This window comes from candidate division KSB1 bacterium (assembly GCA_034505495.1).
Lineage (GTDB): Bacteria > Zhuqueibacterota > Zhuqueibacteria > Residuimicrobiales > Krinioviventaceae > Fontimicrobium_A.
The window spans coordinates 220,559-235,505 of record JAPDQV010000001.1; the positions used below are offsets into that span (position 1 = coordinate 220,559).

12 protein-coding genes are annotated in these 14,947 nt (G+C 51.6%); 4 read left to right on the plus strand and 8 right to left on the minus strand.

What is annotated here, in order from left to right; translation table 11 throughout:
• Nucleotides 1–26 precede the first annotated feature (26 nt).
• Complete coding sequence (locus tag ONB24_00890) at nucleotides 27–2,423, plus strand: N,N'-diacetylchitobiose phosphorylase (protein ID MDZ7314656.1); 2,397 nt, start codon at nucleotides 27–29, stop codon at nucleotides 2,421–2,423.
• Nucleotides 2,424–2,448: 25 nt separating this feature from the next.
• On the plus strand, nucleotides 2,449–4,095 hold the full coding sequence (pgm, locus tag ONB24_00895) for a phosphoglucomutase (alpha-D-glucose-1,6-bisphosphate-dependent) (GenBank protein ID MDZ7314657.1): 1,647 nt from the start codon (nucleotides 2,449–2,451) through the stop codon (nucleotides 4,093–4,095).
• A gap of 130 nt (nucleotides 4,096–4,225) precedes the next feature.
• On the opposite strand, the gene ONB24_00900 is transcribed toward pgm, so the two are convergent.
• The 7 genes from ONB24_00900 to ONB24_00930 form a co-directional block, all read right to left on the minus strand.
• Nucleotides 4,226–5,995, minus strand: a complete 1,770-nt coding sequence (locus ONB24_00900) for a thioredoxin family protein (GenBank protein ID MDZ7314658.1) — start codon at nucleotides 5,993–5,995, stop codon at nucleotides 4,226–4,228.
• Nucleotides 5,996–6,056: 61 nt separating this feature from the next.
• Nucleotides 6,057–6,548 carry a hypothetical protein gene (locus ONB24_00905; protein MDZ7314659.1) on the minus strand — a complete coding sequence of 164 codons (492 nt, stop codon included), beginning with the start codon at nucleotides 6,546–6,548 and terminating at the stop codon, nucleotides 6,057–6,059.
• An 89-nt stretch (nucleotides 6,549–6,637) separates the two neighbouring features.
• On the minus strand, nucleotides 6,638–7,285 hold the full coding sequence (locus tag ONB24_00910) for a TonB family protein (protein MDZ7314660.1): 648 nt from the start codon (nucleotides 7,283–7,285) through the stop codon (nucleotides 6,638–6,640).
• Nucleotides 7,286–7,303: 18 nt separating this feature from the next.
• Nucleotides 7,304–7,729, minus strand: coding sequence for a biopolymer transporter ExbD (locus ONB24_00915; GenBank protein MDZ7314661.1), 426 nt, complete (start codon nucleotides 7,727–7,729; stop codon nucleotides 7,304–7,306).
• A gap of 48 nt (nucleotides 7,730–7,777) precedes the next feature.
• The gene (locus ONB24_00920) at nucleotides 7,778–8,179 is read right to left on the minus strand and encodes a biopolymer transporter ExbD (protein ID MDZ7314662.1); all 402 of its coding nucleotides are present in this window, start codon (nucleotides 8,177–8,179) and stop codon (nucleotides 7,778–7,780) included.
• 24 nt (nucleotides 8,180–8,203) lie between these two features.
• Entirely contained in the window at nucleotides 8,204–8,815 is a 612-nt protein-coding gene (locus tag ONB24_00925; protein ID MDZ7314663.1) for a MotA/TolQ/ExbB proton channel family protein, read from the minus strand.
• Between the two features lie 117 nt (nucleotides 8,816–8,932).
• Nucleotides 8,933–9,442: a hypothetical protein gene (locus ONB24_00930; GenBank protein MDZ7314664.1), complete on the minus strand. Its 510-nt coding sequence runs from the start codon at nucleotides 9,440–9,442 to the stop codon at nucleotides 8,933–8,935.
• Between the two features lie 100 nt (nucleotides 9,443–9,542).
• Here ONB24_00930 and pepT point away from each other — a divergent pair, with 100 nt between their 5' ends.
• Entirely contained in the window at nucleotides 9,543–10,787 is a 1,245-nt protein-coding gene (gene pepT, locus ONB24_00935) for a peptidase T (GenBank protein MDZ7314665.1), read from the plus strand.
• 140 nt (nucleotides 10,788–10,927) lie between these two features.
• The gene (locus tag ONB24_00940; protein ID MDZ7314666.1) at nucleotides 10,928–12,151 is read left to right on the plus strand and encodes a dicarboxylate/amino acid:cation symporter; all 1,224 of its coding nucleotides are present in this window, start codon (nucleotides 10,928–10,930) and stop codon (nucleotides 12,149–12,151) included.
• A 42-nt stretch (nucleotides 12,152–12,193) separates the two neighbouring features.
• Here ONB24_00940 and ONB24_00945 read toward each other — a convergent pair whose 3' ends face one another.
• The gene (locus ONB24_00945; GenBank protein MDZ7314667.1) at nucleotides 12,194–14,905 is read right to left on the minus strand and encodes a T9SS type A sorting domain-containing protein; all 2,712 of its coding nucleotides are present in this window, start codon (nucleotides 14,903–14,905) and stop codon (nucleotides 12,194–12,196) included.
• Nucleotides 14,906–14,947 lie beyond the last annotated feature (42 nt).

Consider the following 14,947-nt stretch of genomic DNA (forward strand, 5'->3'; position numbering starts at 1 on the left):
CCGACAGGTTTCAGGAGGGCGAAAACGTGCAGTACGGCTATTTTGATGATGAACGAAAAGAATATGTCATTACCAGGCCGGACACTCCCAAGTCGTGGAGCAATTATTTGGGTTCGACCGAATATGGGGCCATCATCACCAACAACGCCGGCGGTTACAGCTTTTGGAAATCGGGCGGAATGGGACGGTTTATGCGCTTCCGCTTTAATTCAATTACCACGGATCAGCCTGGCCGATTCATCTATATCCACGACTATGACAGCAAAGACTTTTGGTCGACCTCCTGGCAACCGGTAGGAAAGCCTTTAGAAAAGTACCGGTCGACTTGTCGACACGGTACCGGATATACGATTATATCATCTCGTTACGACGGCATTCTCTCCGAGGTCACTTATTTTGTGCCGTTGGGTCGTCTATTCGAGGTATGGAAAGTTACTTTGGAAAACCAAAGCGGGCGGTCGCGCAAGCTTGGCGTTTTCACATATGCCGAGCTGGTCGGCAATTGGAACGCGATTGATGATCTTCTCAACATCCAATATGTTCAATATACGGCGGTCATGCGTGTCATCGACGGCATCATCGATCACGGCACGAACGTCCATATTCCCGAAATGCCGGATAATTTCAAGGAGAAAGATCAAGGCCGGCATAGCTTTACGGCGTTCGTCGGCCTAAAGACCAGCGGCTATGATACTGATCGCGAGGCGTTTTTGGGTCACTACCGCACTTACGCCAACCCCATCGCTGTCGAACGGGGAAAATGCAGCAATTCCCTCGGTTACGGCGATAACCCTTGTGCTGCCCTGGAAGGGGAAATTATTCTCCAGCCGGGGGAATCGCGGACATTTCTGGTGCTTTTCGGTGTCGGAAGAGCAGAAAAAGAAGGTAAACAGGCCGTTAAGGATTTCAGCGATTTGCGAAAGGCGGACATTGAGCTTGAAAAGGTCAAAGAATATTGGCATCGACGTTTGGTCGGACTGACTGCTGTTACACCCGACGCCGAACTGAACAGTACGATCAACGTTTGGGGAATTTATAACGCCCTTATTACCTATGCATGGTCGCGCTCGGCAAGTCTCATTTACAGCGGCATCGACCGCGACGGACTTGGTTATCGCGACACGGTACAGGATCTGATCGGCGTTATGCACTGCATAACCGACGAGGCGCGGCAACGGTTGGAATTAATGCTGACCGGTCAGGTCTCCACCGGAGGCGCCATGCCGGTCATCCTGCCTTTCAGCCATTCGCCTGGCAAGGAAAAACCTCCTGCTGAAGATGAATACCGTTCCGATGACGCCCTTTGGTTGTTCAATGCGGTCAGCGAATATGTCAAAGAAACCGGGGATATGTCATTTTATCGTCGTGTGCTCCCCTACGCAGATCAAGGGGAGGATACGGTTCTAGGCCATTTGAAACGCGCCATTCAATTCAGCTGGGTGCGGCGCGGTGCGCATGGTCTCCCCTGCGGACTAAAGGCCGACTGGAACGACTGTTTGAGGTTCGGAGCAAAGGGCGAGTCGGTCTTTGTCGCCATGCAGCTGCGCCATGCCTTGGTCGTTTATCGTGAGGCTTCTGAACTTTTAGGAGAACAAGAAGAGGCGGAATGGGCAAACCGATGCCTCCAAGAGCTTGACCAGGCAATTCAGGCTTTTGCCTGGGACGGAGAATGGTTTCTGCGCGGTTACAGCCAGGATGGTCAAAAATTCGGTTCCAAAGAGAATCGGGAAGGGCAGATCTATCTCAATCCGCAAAGCTGGGCGATCATCAGCGGGGCGGCGCGAGGTGAGCAGGCCGAGTACATCATGAATGTCGTCAATGAGCGGTTGGCTACGGATTATGGCTTGGCCATTTGTGATCCGCCCTATACTTCTTCGGATTATAACATCGTCCGAGCGCAGCTCATGAATCCGGGTCTGAAGGAAAACGGCGGCATTTTTATGCATATTCAAGGATGGGCGATTATTGCCGAGGCAATTTTGGGGCACGGCGATCGCGCTTATCGCTATTTGCGCGCCTACCTTCCTGCCGCCTATAACCAAAAAGCCGAAGTGAGAGAGATTGAACCTTATGTGCTTTGCCAATCCACGCACGGTAGGCAAAGCCCTAAACACGGCGCATCGAGGATTCCGTGGCTGAGCGGCTCGGCTGCTTGGACTTTTTATGCAATTACGCATTATATCCTTGGTATTCGACCTGAATACGACGGGCTGTACATAGATCCTTGTATTCCTTCGTATTGGAAGAAATTTCAGGTCACCCGCCTTTTTCGCGGAAAGCGGTTCGAGATTGCGGTCGAGAATCCAAACGGCGTCCAAAAGGGTGTGAAAAAAATGACGATGAACGGTAAAACGCTTAATGGCAATTTAATTCCGCAGGACCTCTTCGAGGACACTAACTCTGTTTTGGTAGAGATGGGATAAGGAAAAAGTTAAAGGGAATACAGTCATGAGTCACCATCCATTAGCCGGAAAGCACGTTCCGCATTCATTGCTGCCGGATATACCGAATTTAATCAGCCTATATTATTTGGAAAAACCCGATACGCAGAATCCCAAGGAGAGGGTTCATTTCGGCACATCGGGTCATCGCGGTACTTCGCTCAATCGAACGTTTACCGAGACGCATGTGGCGGCGATCGTTCAGGCAGTCTGCGATTACCGTAAACAGGCCGGCATCGACGGCCCTTTGTTTTTGGCCAAAGATACGCATGCGCTTTCGGATGCGGCTTATAAAACCGCCCTGGAAGTGCTCGCAGCGAATAATATCGACGTTTTTGTCGATGAAAAATTGAGCTTCACACCGACACCTGTGGTGTCGCATGCGATTCTTGATTTCAACCGCAACCGAAAAAGCGGTGTTGCTGACGGACTGATCATCACCCCGTCGCATAATCCGCCGGAGGACGGCGGCATAAAGTATAATCCTCCAAACGGCGGACCTGCCGACAAAGCGGTTACGGGAATCATCGAAAAACGCGCAAATGAACATATTGCCGAGGGGTTGCGCAACGTCAGTCGAATCCCATATAACCGCGCCCTCGCATCCGACTGTGTTCACCGTTACGATTATATGACCGGATATATCAAAGAGCTATCGCAAGTCATTCGGATGGATGCCTTGAGATCCGCTAATCTGACGCTCGCTGCGGATGCATTAGGCGGATCAGGGTTGGCTTACTGGGAAAGAATCGCGGAAACTTACAGCCTAAAGATCGATCGGTTAAACGATTATTACGACCCGACTTTTCGATTTATGCACCTCGATCACGACGGAAAGATCCGCATGGATTGTTCCTCGCCCTATGCTATGGCCGGTCTCATCAAGCTGCGGGAAAACTATGATGTCGCCTTTGGGAACGACCCGGACTTTGATCGGCACGGTATTGTCACGCCTCACGGCGGCCTGATGAACCCCAACCATTACCTCTCCGTCGCGGTTTGGTATCTCTTTCAGCATCGAGGGCAGTGGTCGGACAATCTCATGATCGGGAAAACACTGGTCTCGAGCTCCATGATCGACCGTATCGCCCAAGCGATCGGGCGCCGTGTCTATGAAGTGCCGGTGGGATTCAAATGGTTCGTTTCCGGCCTGTATGAAGGTTGGCTGGGATTTGCCGGGGAGGAAAGTGCCGGCGCTTCCTTTCTGCGTCTCGATGGAAGCGTCTGGAGTACGGATAAGGACGGCATTATTTTAGCCCTTTTAGCGGCGGAAATCCGTGCAGTAAACGGCAGAGATCCCGCCGAGATTTATGAAGAATTGGAAAACAAATTCGGCGTTTGTATTTACCGACGAAAAGACGTCAATGCCGAGATGAGGCAAATGGAACGGCTGAAGCATCTCTCTGCGGATGATGTGCCGGATGAAACGCTTGCCGGCGAATCCGTTATCGCCAAGCTGACCGTTGCGCCGGGGAACCGTCAGCCGATCGAAGGGCTCAAAGTAGTTGCCGAAAACGGCTGGTTTGCCGCCAGACCATCGGGGACCGAACCCAAATACAAAATCTACGCCGAAAGCTTCAAAGGTAAAGAGCATTTGGAACAAATACTCGAGGAAGCGGAAAGCCTGATTAGACGTGTTTTAGAATCTAAATAAAAAAGGGAATGCCCATAGGCATTCCCCAATACTTTATCCCGAATCAATCCGCAGATTTTTAACTGCCGGCTTTACTCGAAAAGGTAAGGTGTGTCATTGCACTCACAAGGGGGGAAACCGGCCGTTTATTTTATTCCTCTGCAAGAGCCTTTTTCATCGAGAGAATAAATTTTTCCGGCGGTATGAACCCGATTTCCCGCAGATCTATGAGCTCTTTTCCACTTTTAGACAAAAAGACCAATGTGGGCATGCCGGATACCTGAAATTGCTGCATCAAACTTTTGACTCTCTCGTTCGGCTGCGTGCAGTCCACTTTGAGCATGACAAAGGACTCGGCGAGTTCCGCAACCTGCGGATCTGAAAACGTGCGGCGATCGAGCTGCTTACAGGGGGCGCACCAATCTGCGTAAAAATCGATGAACACCGGCTTTCCCTCCGCAAGCAGGCTTTCGATTGACTGACCGTTGTAATATGTCCAATTAATACGTGTCTCTCGAGCCTTCAAGCCGCCGTCGACCGCAAAAAGTCCGTAAGCAATCAAAAGCAGTCCGGCTATTTTTCGGAATCGATTAAAACCCTTGCTGTAAAATCCGTGCTCAAGAAAGCCGAGCAGAAAGCCGGCCGTCAAGGCGGTTATACCGAAAAGGAAGCTTTGTTTTCCCGGTACCCGCTCCAGCTGCGGCAGAAGGAAATAAATGGCCACGCCGATCAACAGGAAGGCAAATATTTTGCTGACCCATAGCATCCATCCCCCTGACTGCGGCAACTTTGATGTTAAGCCGCTGAACATGGCCAAAAAGAGGTAAGGCAGCCCCAGGCCGATCCCCATGGCAAAGAAAAAGGCCGCTCCCTTGAGAACCAAGCCGAGCTTGGCCACCAGGCCGACAAGTCCCACAAGCACTCCGGCGGCACAAGGGGCGATCACCACTCCGGCCGTGAGACCCATAACCAGAGAGCCCAATTGCCCTTCTTTCGACTTGCCGATGCGGGTCAACAGCCAGGAAGGAACGGTGATCTCAAAGGCACCGAAGAGGCTCGCAGCCATCAACAGGATGATTACGGCAATGCCTACCACAAACCAGGGGCTGGCAAAGAGAAAGCCCCATTGCTTTCCGGCCAGACCGGAAAGCAGACCCAAAGCGGAAAAGGAAAGCGCGATGCCGAGCAAATAAAAGAGCGCTGAGAGAAAAGTTCTGCCTTTTGAAGAGGCATTGCGGCCGCCGAAAAAGGCGACGGTCAGCGGGATGACGGGATAGACACACGGCGTCAGGTTGAGCGCCAAACCGATGAGAAAAAAGGCGACCAAAGCGGCAAAAAAGCCTCTTTCCACAAAATCGAGCGCAGATTGTTCTTCAGCCGTCAGATCGATTGCAGGGGGAAATGAAGAGAACAGATCCGCATTGATCGCTGCAGCCTGTTCGCCGACTCGGCCGACCGGCAGCTTTAGAATGAACCGTTTTTCTTCCGGCGGAAAACACATAGAATCGTTGCAGCCCTGGTAAGAGACCGTTCCGGTGATCGCGACCGAATCCGCTTTAAGATCGGGTGCGGCTTTAATTTCAAAAATGATAACAGTAAGCCCCTCAAAGACGGATAATCGATTCGGCGAAAACGAAAATTTCTTCAGCAAAGGTTTAGGATATTGGGGCGAACCGAAGAGAAGATTGGGATGGGGATCCAACTTGATCTGCGTCGGAATATAAAAGGCTTCGGTCGGCTGATGAGAGTTGATATGCAGACCGGGAGAAATTGTAAGAACCACTGCGCCGCGAATGGATGCGCCTGGAGTAAGGCGGTCATGGTCGGCGACGGCGCTGACGGACACAATGTCACCGGGAGAAAAGAATTGCGAAAACAAAGCTGAAGACAAAACGAAAAGAAATAATATGACTCGAATCATGCGGAATCCTCCGAAAAATTAATCTGCTCGTTATTCGATAAAAAATGAAGAAAAAGGATTCCTACATGCTGGATTCATCCTTCCAGCGGGTGATGCGCCATTTATTGTCGGAGCATTTTTTAAAATTAAAAACGGCACTGCCGCTGAATGTATAGTCGCCAAAGCTGCCTGACAAATACAGCTGCAGGGTCTTGGACAGCTCGATGCCGACCATTTGGCTGCCGACATATAGGGTATCCTGATAGATGGTGGAATTCCATGTCAAAGTAATGGTTTCCGTATTGCGGAACAGTTGACCTGTGGTTTTTAGATCGACATCTCTTCCCCAGGAGACAAATCGACCGGATCCGCCGAGCGAAGGGTCGAAATAGACAAAGACAAAAGAACTGTCCAGCAAATCGGCATAGACGAGCGAATCTTTGAAGGTATAGGCGTAAACAAAATTTTGCAGCACCTCTTCCGGGCTTTTTTGCTCGGTTAGAAACAAAGCCTGCGGAGAACTTTTTTCGAGGCGCGGCGCAAAAGGATTGAAACAGCAAAGAAAAGCAGCCATACAAATTGCCGCGAACAGCCGAACAGACTGAAAAGAAAAAGGCGGTGCCGACACCTGCACCGCCTTGTTTTTTTCAAGGGACATAAGAGTTATTTGAGCTTAAAGACAACCGGAATGCCGACCCAAACTTTTACAGGTTTGTCGCGCTGTTTGGCGGGTTTCCATTTAACGGACTTGATGGCGGCAATGGCAGCCTCGTCGCATCCGTTGTTGCCCAGCGATTTCAGAACTTTGGTGTCGATGACGTTGCCTTTTTCATCGATCAACACGTTGATGTAAACTCGCCCTTCCACACCGGCTTTGCGGGCGATTTCCGGATAGACCAGATTGGCCTGGATGGCGGCAAATCCGCCGATCGGTTCGGGCGGTTCATCGTAAGCAACGAAAATCGGTGTTTCCCCTGCGTCTTGTTCCGGAGGCGGAGGAGGCGGCGGCAGCTCGTCCAGATTGATCTCGGTGTATTCGATCGTGGCGTCTTCAGGCACGTCCTCATCTTCGCTTTCGACCGGAATCGTCGGGCGAGACGGGGCGGGCGGCCGCTTTTCCTGTTCCGTCTGCGGAATTTCTTCGACCTGGATTTTTAAATCGACTCTACCTTGCTCAACGACTTTTTTTTCGGTCCGCTTGGAGGCTTGAAAAATCGTGATGAGAAACGCAAGAGCGATAACCAGGCCGATCTCATTGTACTTGACGTATTTGAGTTTGAGATTAGCCTCGGGATTCTTGCGGATTAACATGATCAAAACCTCCTCAAATCAATCAGTTGCGGTTCGTGTCGAATAGTTTACCTGCAAGGCGGCTCCGCCGACGGCTCTGAGCTCTTCATGAATATCCGACACAATTCCCATTTTGCAGTCTTTATCAACCCGCAACGCCACCAACTTCATGGGATGAAGAGGATCAATCGCTTTATTATAGATAATATTGCGAATTGCTTTTACCTCGACAAGCCGATCATCGATGGAGATTCTGCCGGTGCGGTCGACCCAAATGGTGGCGACGTCGCGCACTGCTTTTAATTTTTCGATCTTTTTTGCATCCGGCAGGACGAGTTTTAATCCTTGGGACTGCTTGAATGTGGTCGAAACCATGAAAAACATCAAAAGCATAAAGATAATGTCGGGCAAAGACGCCTGCGGTATTTCTGTGCCGACTTTGACTTTTTTCTGGAATCTCTTCAAGGTTTATTACTCCTCATTCTCTTCTTCGATATGAAATGATAGAGCTTTTTATTGTTCAGGTTCGGCAATGGAAATACGCTTGGCATTGGCCATTTTCAATTGATCGAGAACGTCGATATAAACATCATAACGCGTATCGCGTACGGTTTTAACCGAAAAAATAATGTTCTCGTTATCTCGAATCATTTGCCGCGCTTTTTCAGCAATCAGCTTGACCTCGATCGGCTGCTCATCCATCATGACCTGGCCGTTGGCGTTGATGAGGATGTTGGCGATGTTCTGCTTATGCACCTTGGTCTCCTGACCTTTTTCAGGCAGAACCATTTGAATACCTTTGTCGGTATCAATATTGGTGGTGACCAGGAAAAAGATCAAGAGCAAAAAGGCCAAATCCGCCTGCGAGGCGGTCGGGATTTCAGCCTTTCGTTTTTTTCTTTTGTTTACAAGCATGACGGTTCTCCGCGCCGAAAAGGGTTATTTGCGCTTGAATTCAACCAAAGCGTCGATCAGTTCATTCGAGCTTTCTTCCATTTCAATGATCATGCTGTCGATTTTAGCGACGAACAGATTGTGGAAAAACTGAATGATCATGGCGACAACCAGGCCGAACAGGGTGGTCAACAGAGCGATGGAAATACCGCCCGCGACGATGGCCGGAGAGATATCGTTCGCCGCTTTAATGGCGTCGAAAGCGTTGATCATACCTTGAACCGTTCCGGTAAAGCCGAGCATCGGAGCGAGAGCAATCACGGTGGCCAGCCAAATCAGTCCGCGCTCCAGAAAGGCCATCTCGATGGTTCCGGCGTTGGCAATGGCTTTTTCGACATTCTCAATTCCCTCATTCGAGCGAAGCAGACCGGCATGAAAAATCGAAGCAATGGGGCCGCGGGTATTGGCGCAGACTTCAATGGCTTTATCTACGCCGCCTTCGGTCAGAGCCTGCTTTACCTGAGTGATGAATTTCTTGGTGTTAATCGAAGCGCGGAACAACGTAATGAAACGCTCGATCGAAATCATCAGACCAATAATAAGCAGAAACAGAATCGGCCACATGAAAGCACCGCCGTCCAAGAACATCTTTACCATTTGTCGTTTCCTCCGTCTACACGTTATTTTTATTGATTAGATTTATTTTTTAAAAACTTAGTATTTTTTGCTCTAAAAGTCAACAGCTTTTTTGGATGACGGTTTTCACCTCTTTTTTTAAATATTCAACCTTACCGGAGCTATAAACTCTCCATATATCGAAAAAGTTCTGCCGTTTGTCGGGTGGATCAATTGGCCGGAAAATGATCCCTCTACCTTCTTTTCGTCGGCTTTGGCAATAATCAATTCGCCCTGAAAAATATAAGTGCGGCTGCCGGACGATGGAGTGAATGCGGGGCTGTTCAAAGAAAAAGTTAGGCCTTGCCATTTAAAAAGGGAGCTCTCTGCGTAATCGACTGAGATCAATAGTCGCGGATATTTGCTCGAACCCGGATGAAAATTGTAGAGCTGAAGATTGTCCAATGCGAAGAGCTCGCCGCGCGGCGTAAATTGCGCTTCAAAGAACACGTCATGCATCTGCTTTTCGTTCAAAGTAAGCCGTAGAATGCCGCCGTTCGGTCGTCGATCGATCGACGACCGCTTTGACGCCTCGTTTCCGCAAAACACCCCTATTGTCATCAGGGCGAGCGCCCAAAAAAACAACTTTTTTCTATAATAGAAATCCATAAATTTCCTTTGCTGAGAAAATATAGTGCATCTTTTTAGCCGATGCAAGCAGATCTCGGCCATTGACAATAAATTGCAAATGCCAAGATTGGGAGGTTTTATGCAACAGTTTGGGGACTCTTGTGCGGAGAGATTTCTGCGCTATGTCCGCTTTGACACTCAATCCAACCCCAACTCTACGACGTTTCCAAGCACGGAGGGACAGAAAGAATTTGCCCGTTTTCTGGCCGAAGAGTTGAAGGCTCTCGGACTCGACAATGTGACGATCGATCCCTACTTTTACGTTATCGCCGAGCTTCCGGCCAACACCAGTAAAAAGGTTCCGGCCGTCGGCCTGATTGCTCATATGGATACTTCGCCCGACGTCTCCGGCAAGAATGTGCGCCCGATTGTACACCGCAACTATCAAGGCGGCGATATTGTGCTCGGTGACTCGGGAGTCGTTCTGCGCGAGTCTGAAAACCCCATTCTGAGTACCATGATCGGGCACGACATTATCACCTCCGACGGGACAACCCTTCTGGGTGCCGACGACAAAGCAGGCATTGCCGAGATCATGGAGGCTCTTGCCTATTTGATCGCACATCCTGAAATCAAGCACGGGCCGATCAAGGTCGCTTTTACACCGGATGAAGAGATCGGCCGCGGCGTCGATCATTTCGACGTCAAGGCCTTCGGCGCTGTCGCCGCCTATACGATAGACGGCGAAACGGCGGGCGAAGTGGAGGACGAAACCTTTTGCGCGGATTCGGTTATCCTGACTCTTAAAGGCGTCAACGTGCACCCGGGTTATGCGAAAAATAAAATGGTCAATTCGATCAAAATCGCGGCGCAGATCGTCGACCGGCTGCCCAAACATACTCTCTCACCGGAAACCACCGAAAAAAGAGAAGGGTACATTCACCCGCACTCCATCTCCGGCAATGAGGAACAAACGACGGTCAAATTCCTCATTCGCGACTTTACCGAAGAGGGGCTTCATGAAAAAGAAGGATTTTTAAAAGAAATAGTGGAAAGTGTTTTGAGGGATTATTCCGGCGCCGCCCACGAATGGCAGGTTGTCGAGTCCTACCGCAACATGAAATACAAGCTGGACGAAACTCCATACGTGGTCGAATACGCTTTGGAAGCGGTGCGCAGAGCCGGATTGACTCCTGTCCGACACGCCATCCGCGGCGGCACCGATGGAGCCCGCCTCTGTTACATGGGCTTGCCTACTCCCAACCTGTTTGCCGGCGGCCATAACTTTCATTCCCGCAGCGAGTTCATTTCCGTTCAGGACATGAACAAGGCGGTGCAGGTGATCATTGAGCTGATTCGCCTGTGGGAGGAAAACAGCCGGTAGGTACGGCAGCTCGCGTTAAAGTCCGCAAACTCGCTTTTTCGAACCCAACGCCGGATTTGATCATCAGATTCGGCCGTCGGCATATACGTTTTTGTTCAGTAATTCGATTCTTGTTTTCCGATCAAATCGGTTCAACGGAGATGAAAAAACCAAGAATTCACTTTACGGTCTGGATCCTCATCGGTTTGCTGATCGGCGCCGCCGCCGGTAAAACGGCCGGTGCCGTTCTGCTGCCGGTTGCAGAGCCGGTTGCAGAAATATTCCTGCGCCTGCTGCGCATGACGGTCATGCCGCTCATCGTCACGTCGATTCTCTCCGGCGTCTCGGCCGTCGGCTCTTCCGCCGGCATCGTGCGGTTGGGAACCAAGACGTTGGGATACTTTGTCGGCACGACTCTGTTGGCCATTCTGACCGGCCAACTGTTGGTCAAGCTGTTCAAACCGGGAGTCGGTGCTTCATTGACCGGCCTGCAGCAGGCAGCGAGTGCGGTGCAGACGGCAGACCGCAGACTGATCGATCTGTTGTACCAGCTAATTCCCGAGAACATTTTTCAATCCTTGGCGTCAGGCCAAGTGCTGCCTGTCATTACCTTTTGCATTTTTGCCGGTGTCGTCATGCTCAATTTGGATGAACCTTATAAATCGGCGATTGCGACCCTTGTTGAAGCGGGCTATCGGGTGATGATGAAGATCGTCGGCGCCGTGATCCGCCTGGCCCCGATCGGCGTTGCTGCGATCACTGCCAAAATTACTGCCCTGACCGGGCTGGCCGTCTTTAAATCATTGGGTCTTTATTTTCTCACCGTGCTTGTAGGCCTCTTTTTTCACGGTTTGATCACTCTGCCGCTTCTGCTCGTTATTTTCGCCCGCATTCGGCCTTGGAAACACTATGCGGCGGTGGCGCCGGCATTGCTGACCGCGTTTTCCACGAGTTCTTCCATGGCCGCCCTGCCCCTAAACCTCGACTGCACCATCAACAAAAGCCGCGTTTCGCGCAAAATCGCCTCGTTCGTGCTGCCGATCGGTGCCACGATCAACATGAACGGAACGGCGCTGTATGAATGCGTTGCCGTGCTCTTTATTGCGCAGGTCTACGGGATTCCGTTGACTTGGCTGCAGGAGGCCATAGTGGTTTTGACCGCACTTTTAGCTGCCGTCGGATCTGCCGGCATTCCAATGGCCGGTTTGGTGATGATGTCGATTATCCTTCAGGCGGTCGGGCTGCCTTTGGAGGGGGTCGGTTTGGTTCTTGCCGTGGATCGTCTGCTCGATATGTTTCGAACGACAATCAATGTCTTAGGGGACAGCTGCGGTGCAGTGATTATTGCCCGTTCGGAAGGGGAAGCTTTGGAAAATCTGCGGTGATAATAAAAAAGCGGGAGAAGAAGCTTCTCCCGCTTACGTTACTTACCTCAGCAGCGTAATGCGCTTGACGGCGTGAAAATCTCCCGCCCGCATCTGCACGAAATAAACGCCGGAACCGACCGCACTGCCTTCCTGATCCAAGCCGTCCCAGGTGACGGTGTGGTATCCCGCCGGCATGCTTTGGTCGACGAGGCGCTTGATCAACCTTCCGGATAAATCATAGACGGCGAGCTCCACGGTTTCTGCGCGCGGCAGTTCATAGTCGATTCGTGTTTCGGGATTGAAGGGATTGGGATAGTTTTGCTTGAGACCGAAAGCCTGCGGCAAAGTGCGTTCGTCGCGCAAGCCGGTGCTGCAGAAGCAGGTCGCCTCGCTGAACTCTGTCCGGCCGTCGAGCGAGACGGATTGCAGTTTGTAATAATTGCTGCCGGCAAGCGGCTTTTCATCAATGAATGTGTAATGATTGCCCTGATTCGGCTGCGGGGCGGCAGCAGGGATAAGAGCGACGTTGATCGGCTCAAAACGACCGTCGATTGCTGAAGAACGGAGGACATTGAACCCCGCTAAATCGATCTCCGATTCGGTCTGCCATTCAAGGTAGACCTTCCCGCCTTTGGGCTGCGCCGTGAATAATTTCATGGACAAAGTGATCGGAACGTATTCGAACAGCGCATAATCGCTAAAGTGGTCGAGAACCACGGCGACGGTGTTGAAGGCCGGATTGGAGCTGCCGCCGACCAAGACCCACTGGTTGCCGGTCCAGCGAAAAACCTGGAGTTTGGACTCATCAAGGGAAACCACATCGCTGTCTTTGTAATAGAAATAGGTTGTGGTTTGAAAATTGCTTAAATCGGAGGTCTCCAAAGACCACACGCAGGGGACGTACTTATTGTTGAATGGATTCTGCGGCGCCGTATTGGTTTGGGTAACGCGCACCGTGCCCGTGTTGTCGAGAGAAGAAAACTGCATATGCACCTTTCGTCCGTCTGCCCACTCGTTGAAAATGTAAGTCACGCCGATGGCCGTGACCGCTTCCTCGTCCCAAACGAACGGGGCGCTCGGCAGAGACTGCAGCTGCACATTGGCATAGACGGCCGGAACCAGCCAGGCGTCGTTCCACAGGGCGTTGCGGATCGGACTCGGCCAGCTGCCGGTAAATTGGCCGCTGTTGCCGTCGAATGCATAAAAGTAGGCGCGGAATGCATTGCCCGGCGTAACGTTCAGTGCAGCGGTCGACAGATTGATTTTGGCTTCGTACTGAAGGTGACCGGAAGAAATCGATCGCCCGTAGGTCACGCCGGTAGCGGTCTTGTTGGTGCCCCAGGAGAGATCGAACGGCCACCATCCCTTCAGGCCGCGGAATTTCAGCGAGTCGTTGCTGCCGCTGCGCCAAATCCAATAATTGCCTTCCTCTGTAAAACCGGAGATGCCCCAGCGCTGATCGCGGTTGCGATCGAAATAAAAGCCGATTTGATCATCGCCTTCTAGAGATGTATTGGCGACATCGTCGACGGCCAGATAGAGATACTGATTGTCGTTGAAAAAGTAGAGGGTGCCGCTGCCCAAAGGAACCGACACGGCGTTGTTCCATTCGTCGGTTTCGATGACGCCGTCAATTTGCGGATTAATGAATTTCCAAGGTGAAGTTACAGCATTGCCTGCCGCCGGTGTTGCCGAGGCTGCGGCGGAATAGTCGCCCTCGGAACCGTTGTATACTGCCCTTATTTTGTAAAAATAGGTGAGGCCGTTGGTGACGGTTTCATCGCGATAATACTGCTTGGTCACGTTGGAAACCAGCAGTGAGTAAGGGCCTTCGGCTGAAGTCGCGCGATAGATGTTGTAGGAGCTGACGGCGTAGCCGGTAATTGACTGTCCGGCTGAGCCGGTGGAGCGGATTTTGCCTTCCTGCCTGCTTCTTCCCTCGACGGTTCCTTCGATCGGGAGGCTGCCGGTACGCACGATTTCAGCGGGTCTGAGACCTGACGCTCGGCTCAGCGGCGCTTGGCCGGGAGGAGCGTCCCACACTAAAGGCACGACGCCGTCATAGCCGCTGAATGCCTGCACGGCCAAGGGAGCCGGTTTGGGCAGACTGCAGCCGGAGTCGAAGAACTGCAGCACTTTGCTCATGAGAGATGCGCGGGCGGTTGCGTCGCCGTAGCCGCCGAATTGAAACGAGACGCCCAGCGTGCGATATGTGCCGTTGTCGTAACCGATGCCGCAGGCATACGTCGGACTGCTGTTGGTAAAAAATACCGAGGCGCCGTCGCCGGGCACAAGCCGATCGATGTAGTTTTGGCTTGCTCCGTAAGCCGCCGAAGCCTGCCAGCCGCAAAACGATGCCCTGATGGTGCCCAGATCGCCCAGGCCGTCCGCGCCGCCAAAGATGTTAAATTTGGGCTGCAGAGCGGTAACCGGATCCCATGCCCACGTATCGCCGCCTTCCATGTAAACTTTTCCGCCGCCGTTGAGGTAGGATACGAGTTTTGTGATGGCCGTGGCATCGGTTGAGGCGTTAAGGACGTAGGTATTGGGGTTCACACCGAGACAGACGAAAACATAATTGTAATTTGTAAGCGTTTCTGAGGAGATGGAGGTGACGGTCTTGGAGGTTTTGCCGTTGCCGGTTAAAGCCGCGGCGATAGCCGAAGCGCTGGTTGTCGATTTGCCTCCGGCGTTCCAGATCAGGGCGTTCTGAGCATACAGAGCGCCCTCCAGCCAAAGCAGAAAGGCGAAAAAAAGACGGCTTGTTTTCATAATGATTTCTCTTCTCTTATTGCGGTCAGTGATAACACCTGC

What these genes read in the sequence shown, in the direction of transcription:
- pgm (MDZ7314657.1), top strand. Translation starts at nt 2,449, where the DNA reads ATGAGTCACCATCCATTAGCCGGAAAGCACGTTCCGCATTCATTGCTG.
- ONB24_00900 (MDZ7314658.1), bottom strand. Translation starts at nt 5,995, where the DNA reads ATGATTCGAGTCATATTATTTCTTTTCGTTTTGTCTTCAGCTTTGTTT.
- ONB24_00905 (MDZ7314659.1), bottom strand. Translation starts at nt 6,548, where the DNA reads ATGGCTGCTTTTCTTTGCTGTTTCAATCCTTTTGCGCCGCGCCTCGAA.
- ONB24_00910 (MDZ7314660.1), bottom strand. Translation starts at nt 7,285, where the DNA reads ATGTTAATCCGCAAGAATCCCGAGGCTAATCTCAAACTCAAATACGTC.
- ONB24_00920 (MDZ7314662.1), bottom strand. Translation starts at nt 8,179, where the DNA reads ATGCTTGTAAACAAAAGAAAAAAACGAAAGGCTGAAATCCCGACCGCC.
- ONB24_00925 (MDZ7314663.1), bottom strand. Translation starts at nt 8,815, where the DNA reads ATGGTAAAGATGTTCTTGGACGGCGGTGCTTTCATGTGGCCGATTCTG.
- ONB24_00930 (MDZ7314664.1), bottom strand. Translation starts at nt 9,442, where the DNA reads ATGGATTTCTATTATAGAAAAAAGTTGTTTTTTTGGGCGCTCGCCCTG.
- pepT (MDZ7314665.1), top strand. Translation starts at nt 9,543, where the DNA reads ATGCAACAGTTTGGGGACTCTTGTGCGGAGAGATTTCTGCGCTATGTC.
- ONB24_00940 (MDZ7314666.1), top strand. Translation starts at nt 10,928, where the DNA reads ATGAAAAAACCAAGAATTCACTTTACGGTCTGGATCCTCATCGGTTTG.
- ONB24_00945 (MDZ7314667.1), bottom strand. Translation starts at nt 14,905, where the DNA reads ATGAAAACAAGCCGTCTTTTTTTCGCCTTTCTGCTTTGGCTGGAGGGC.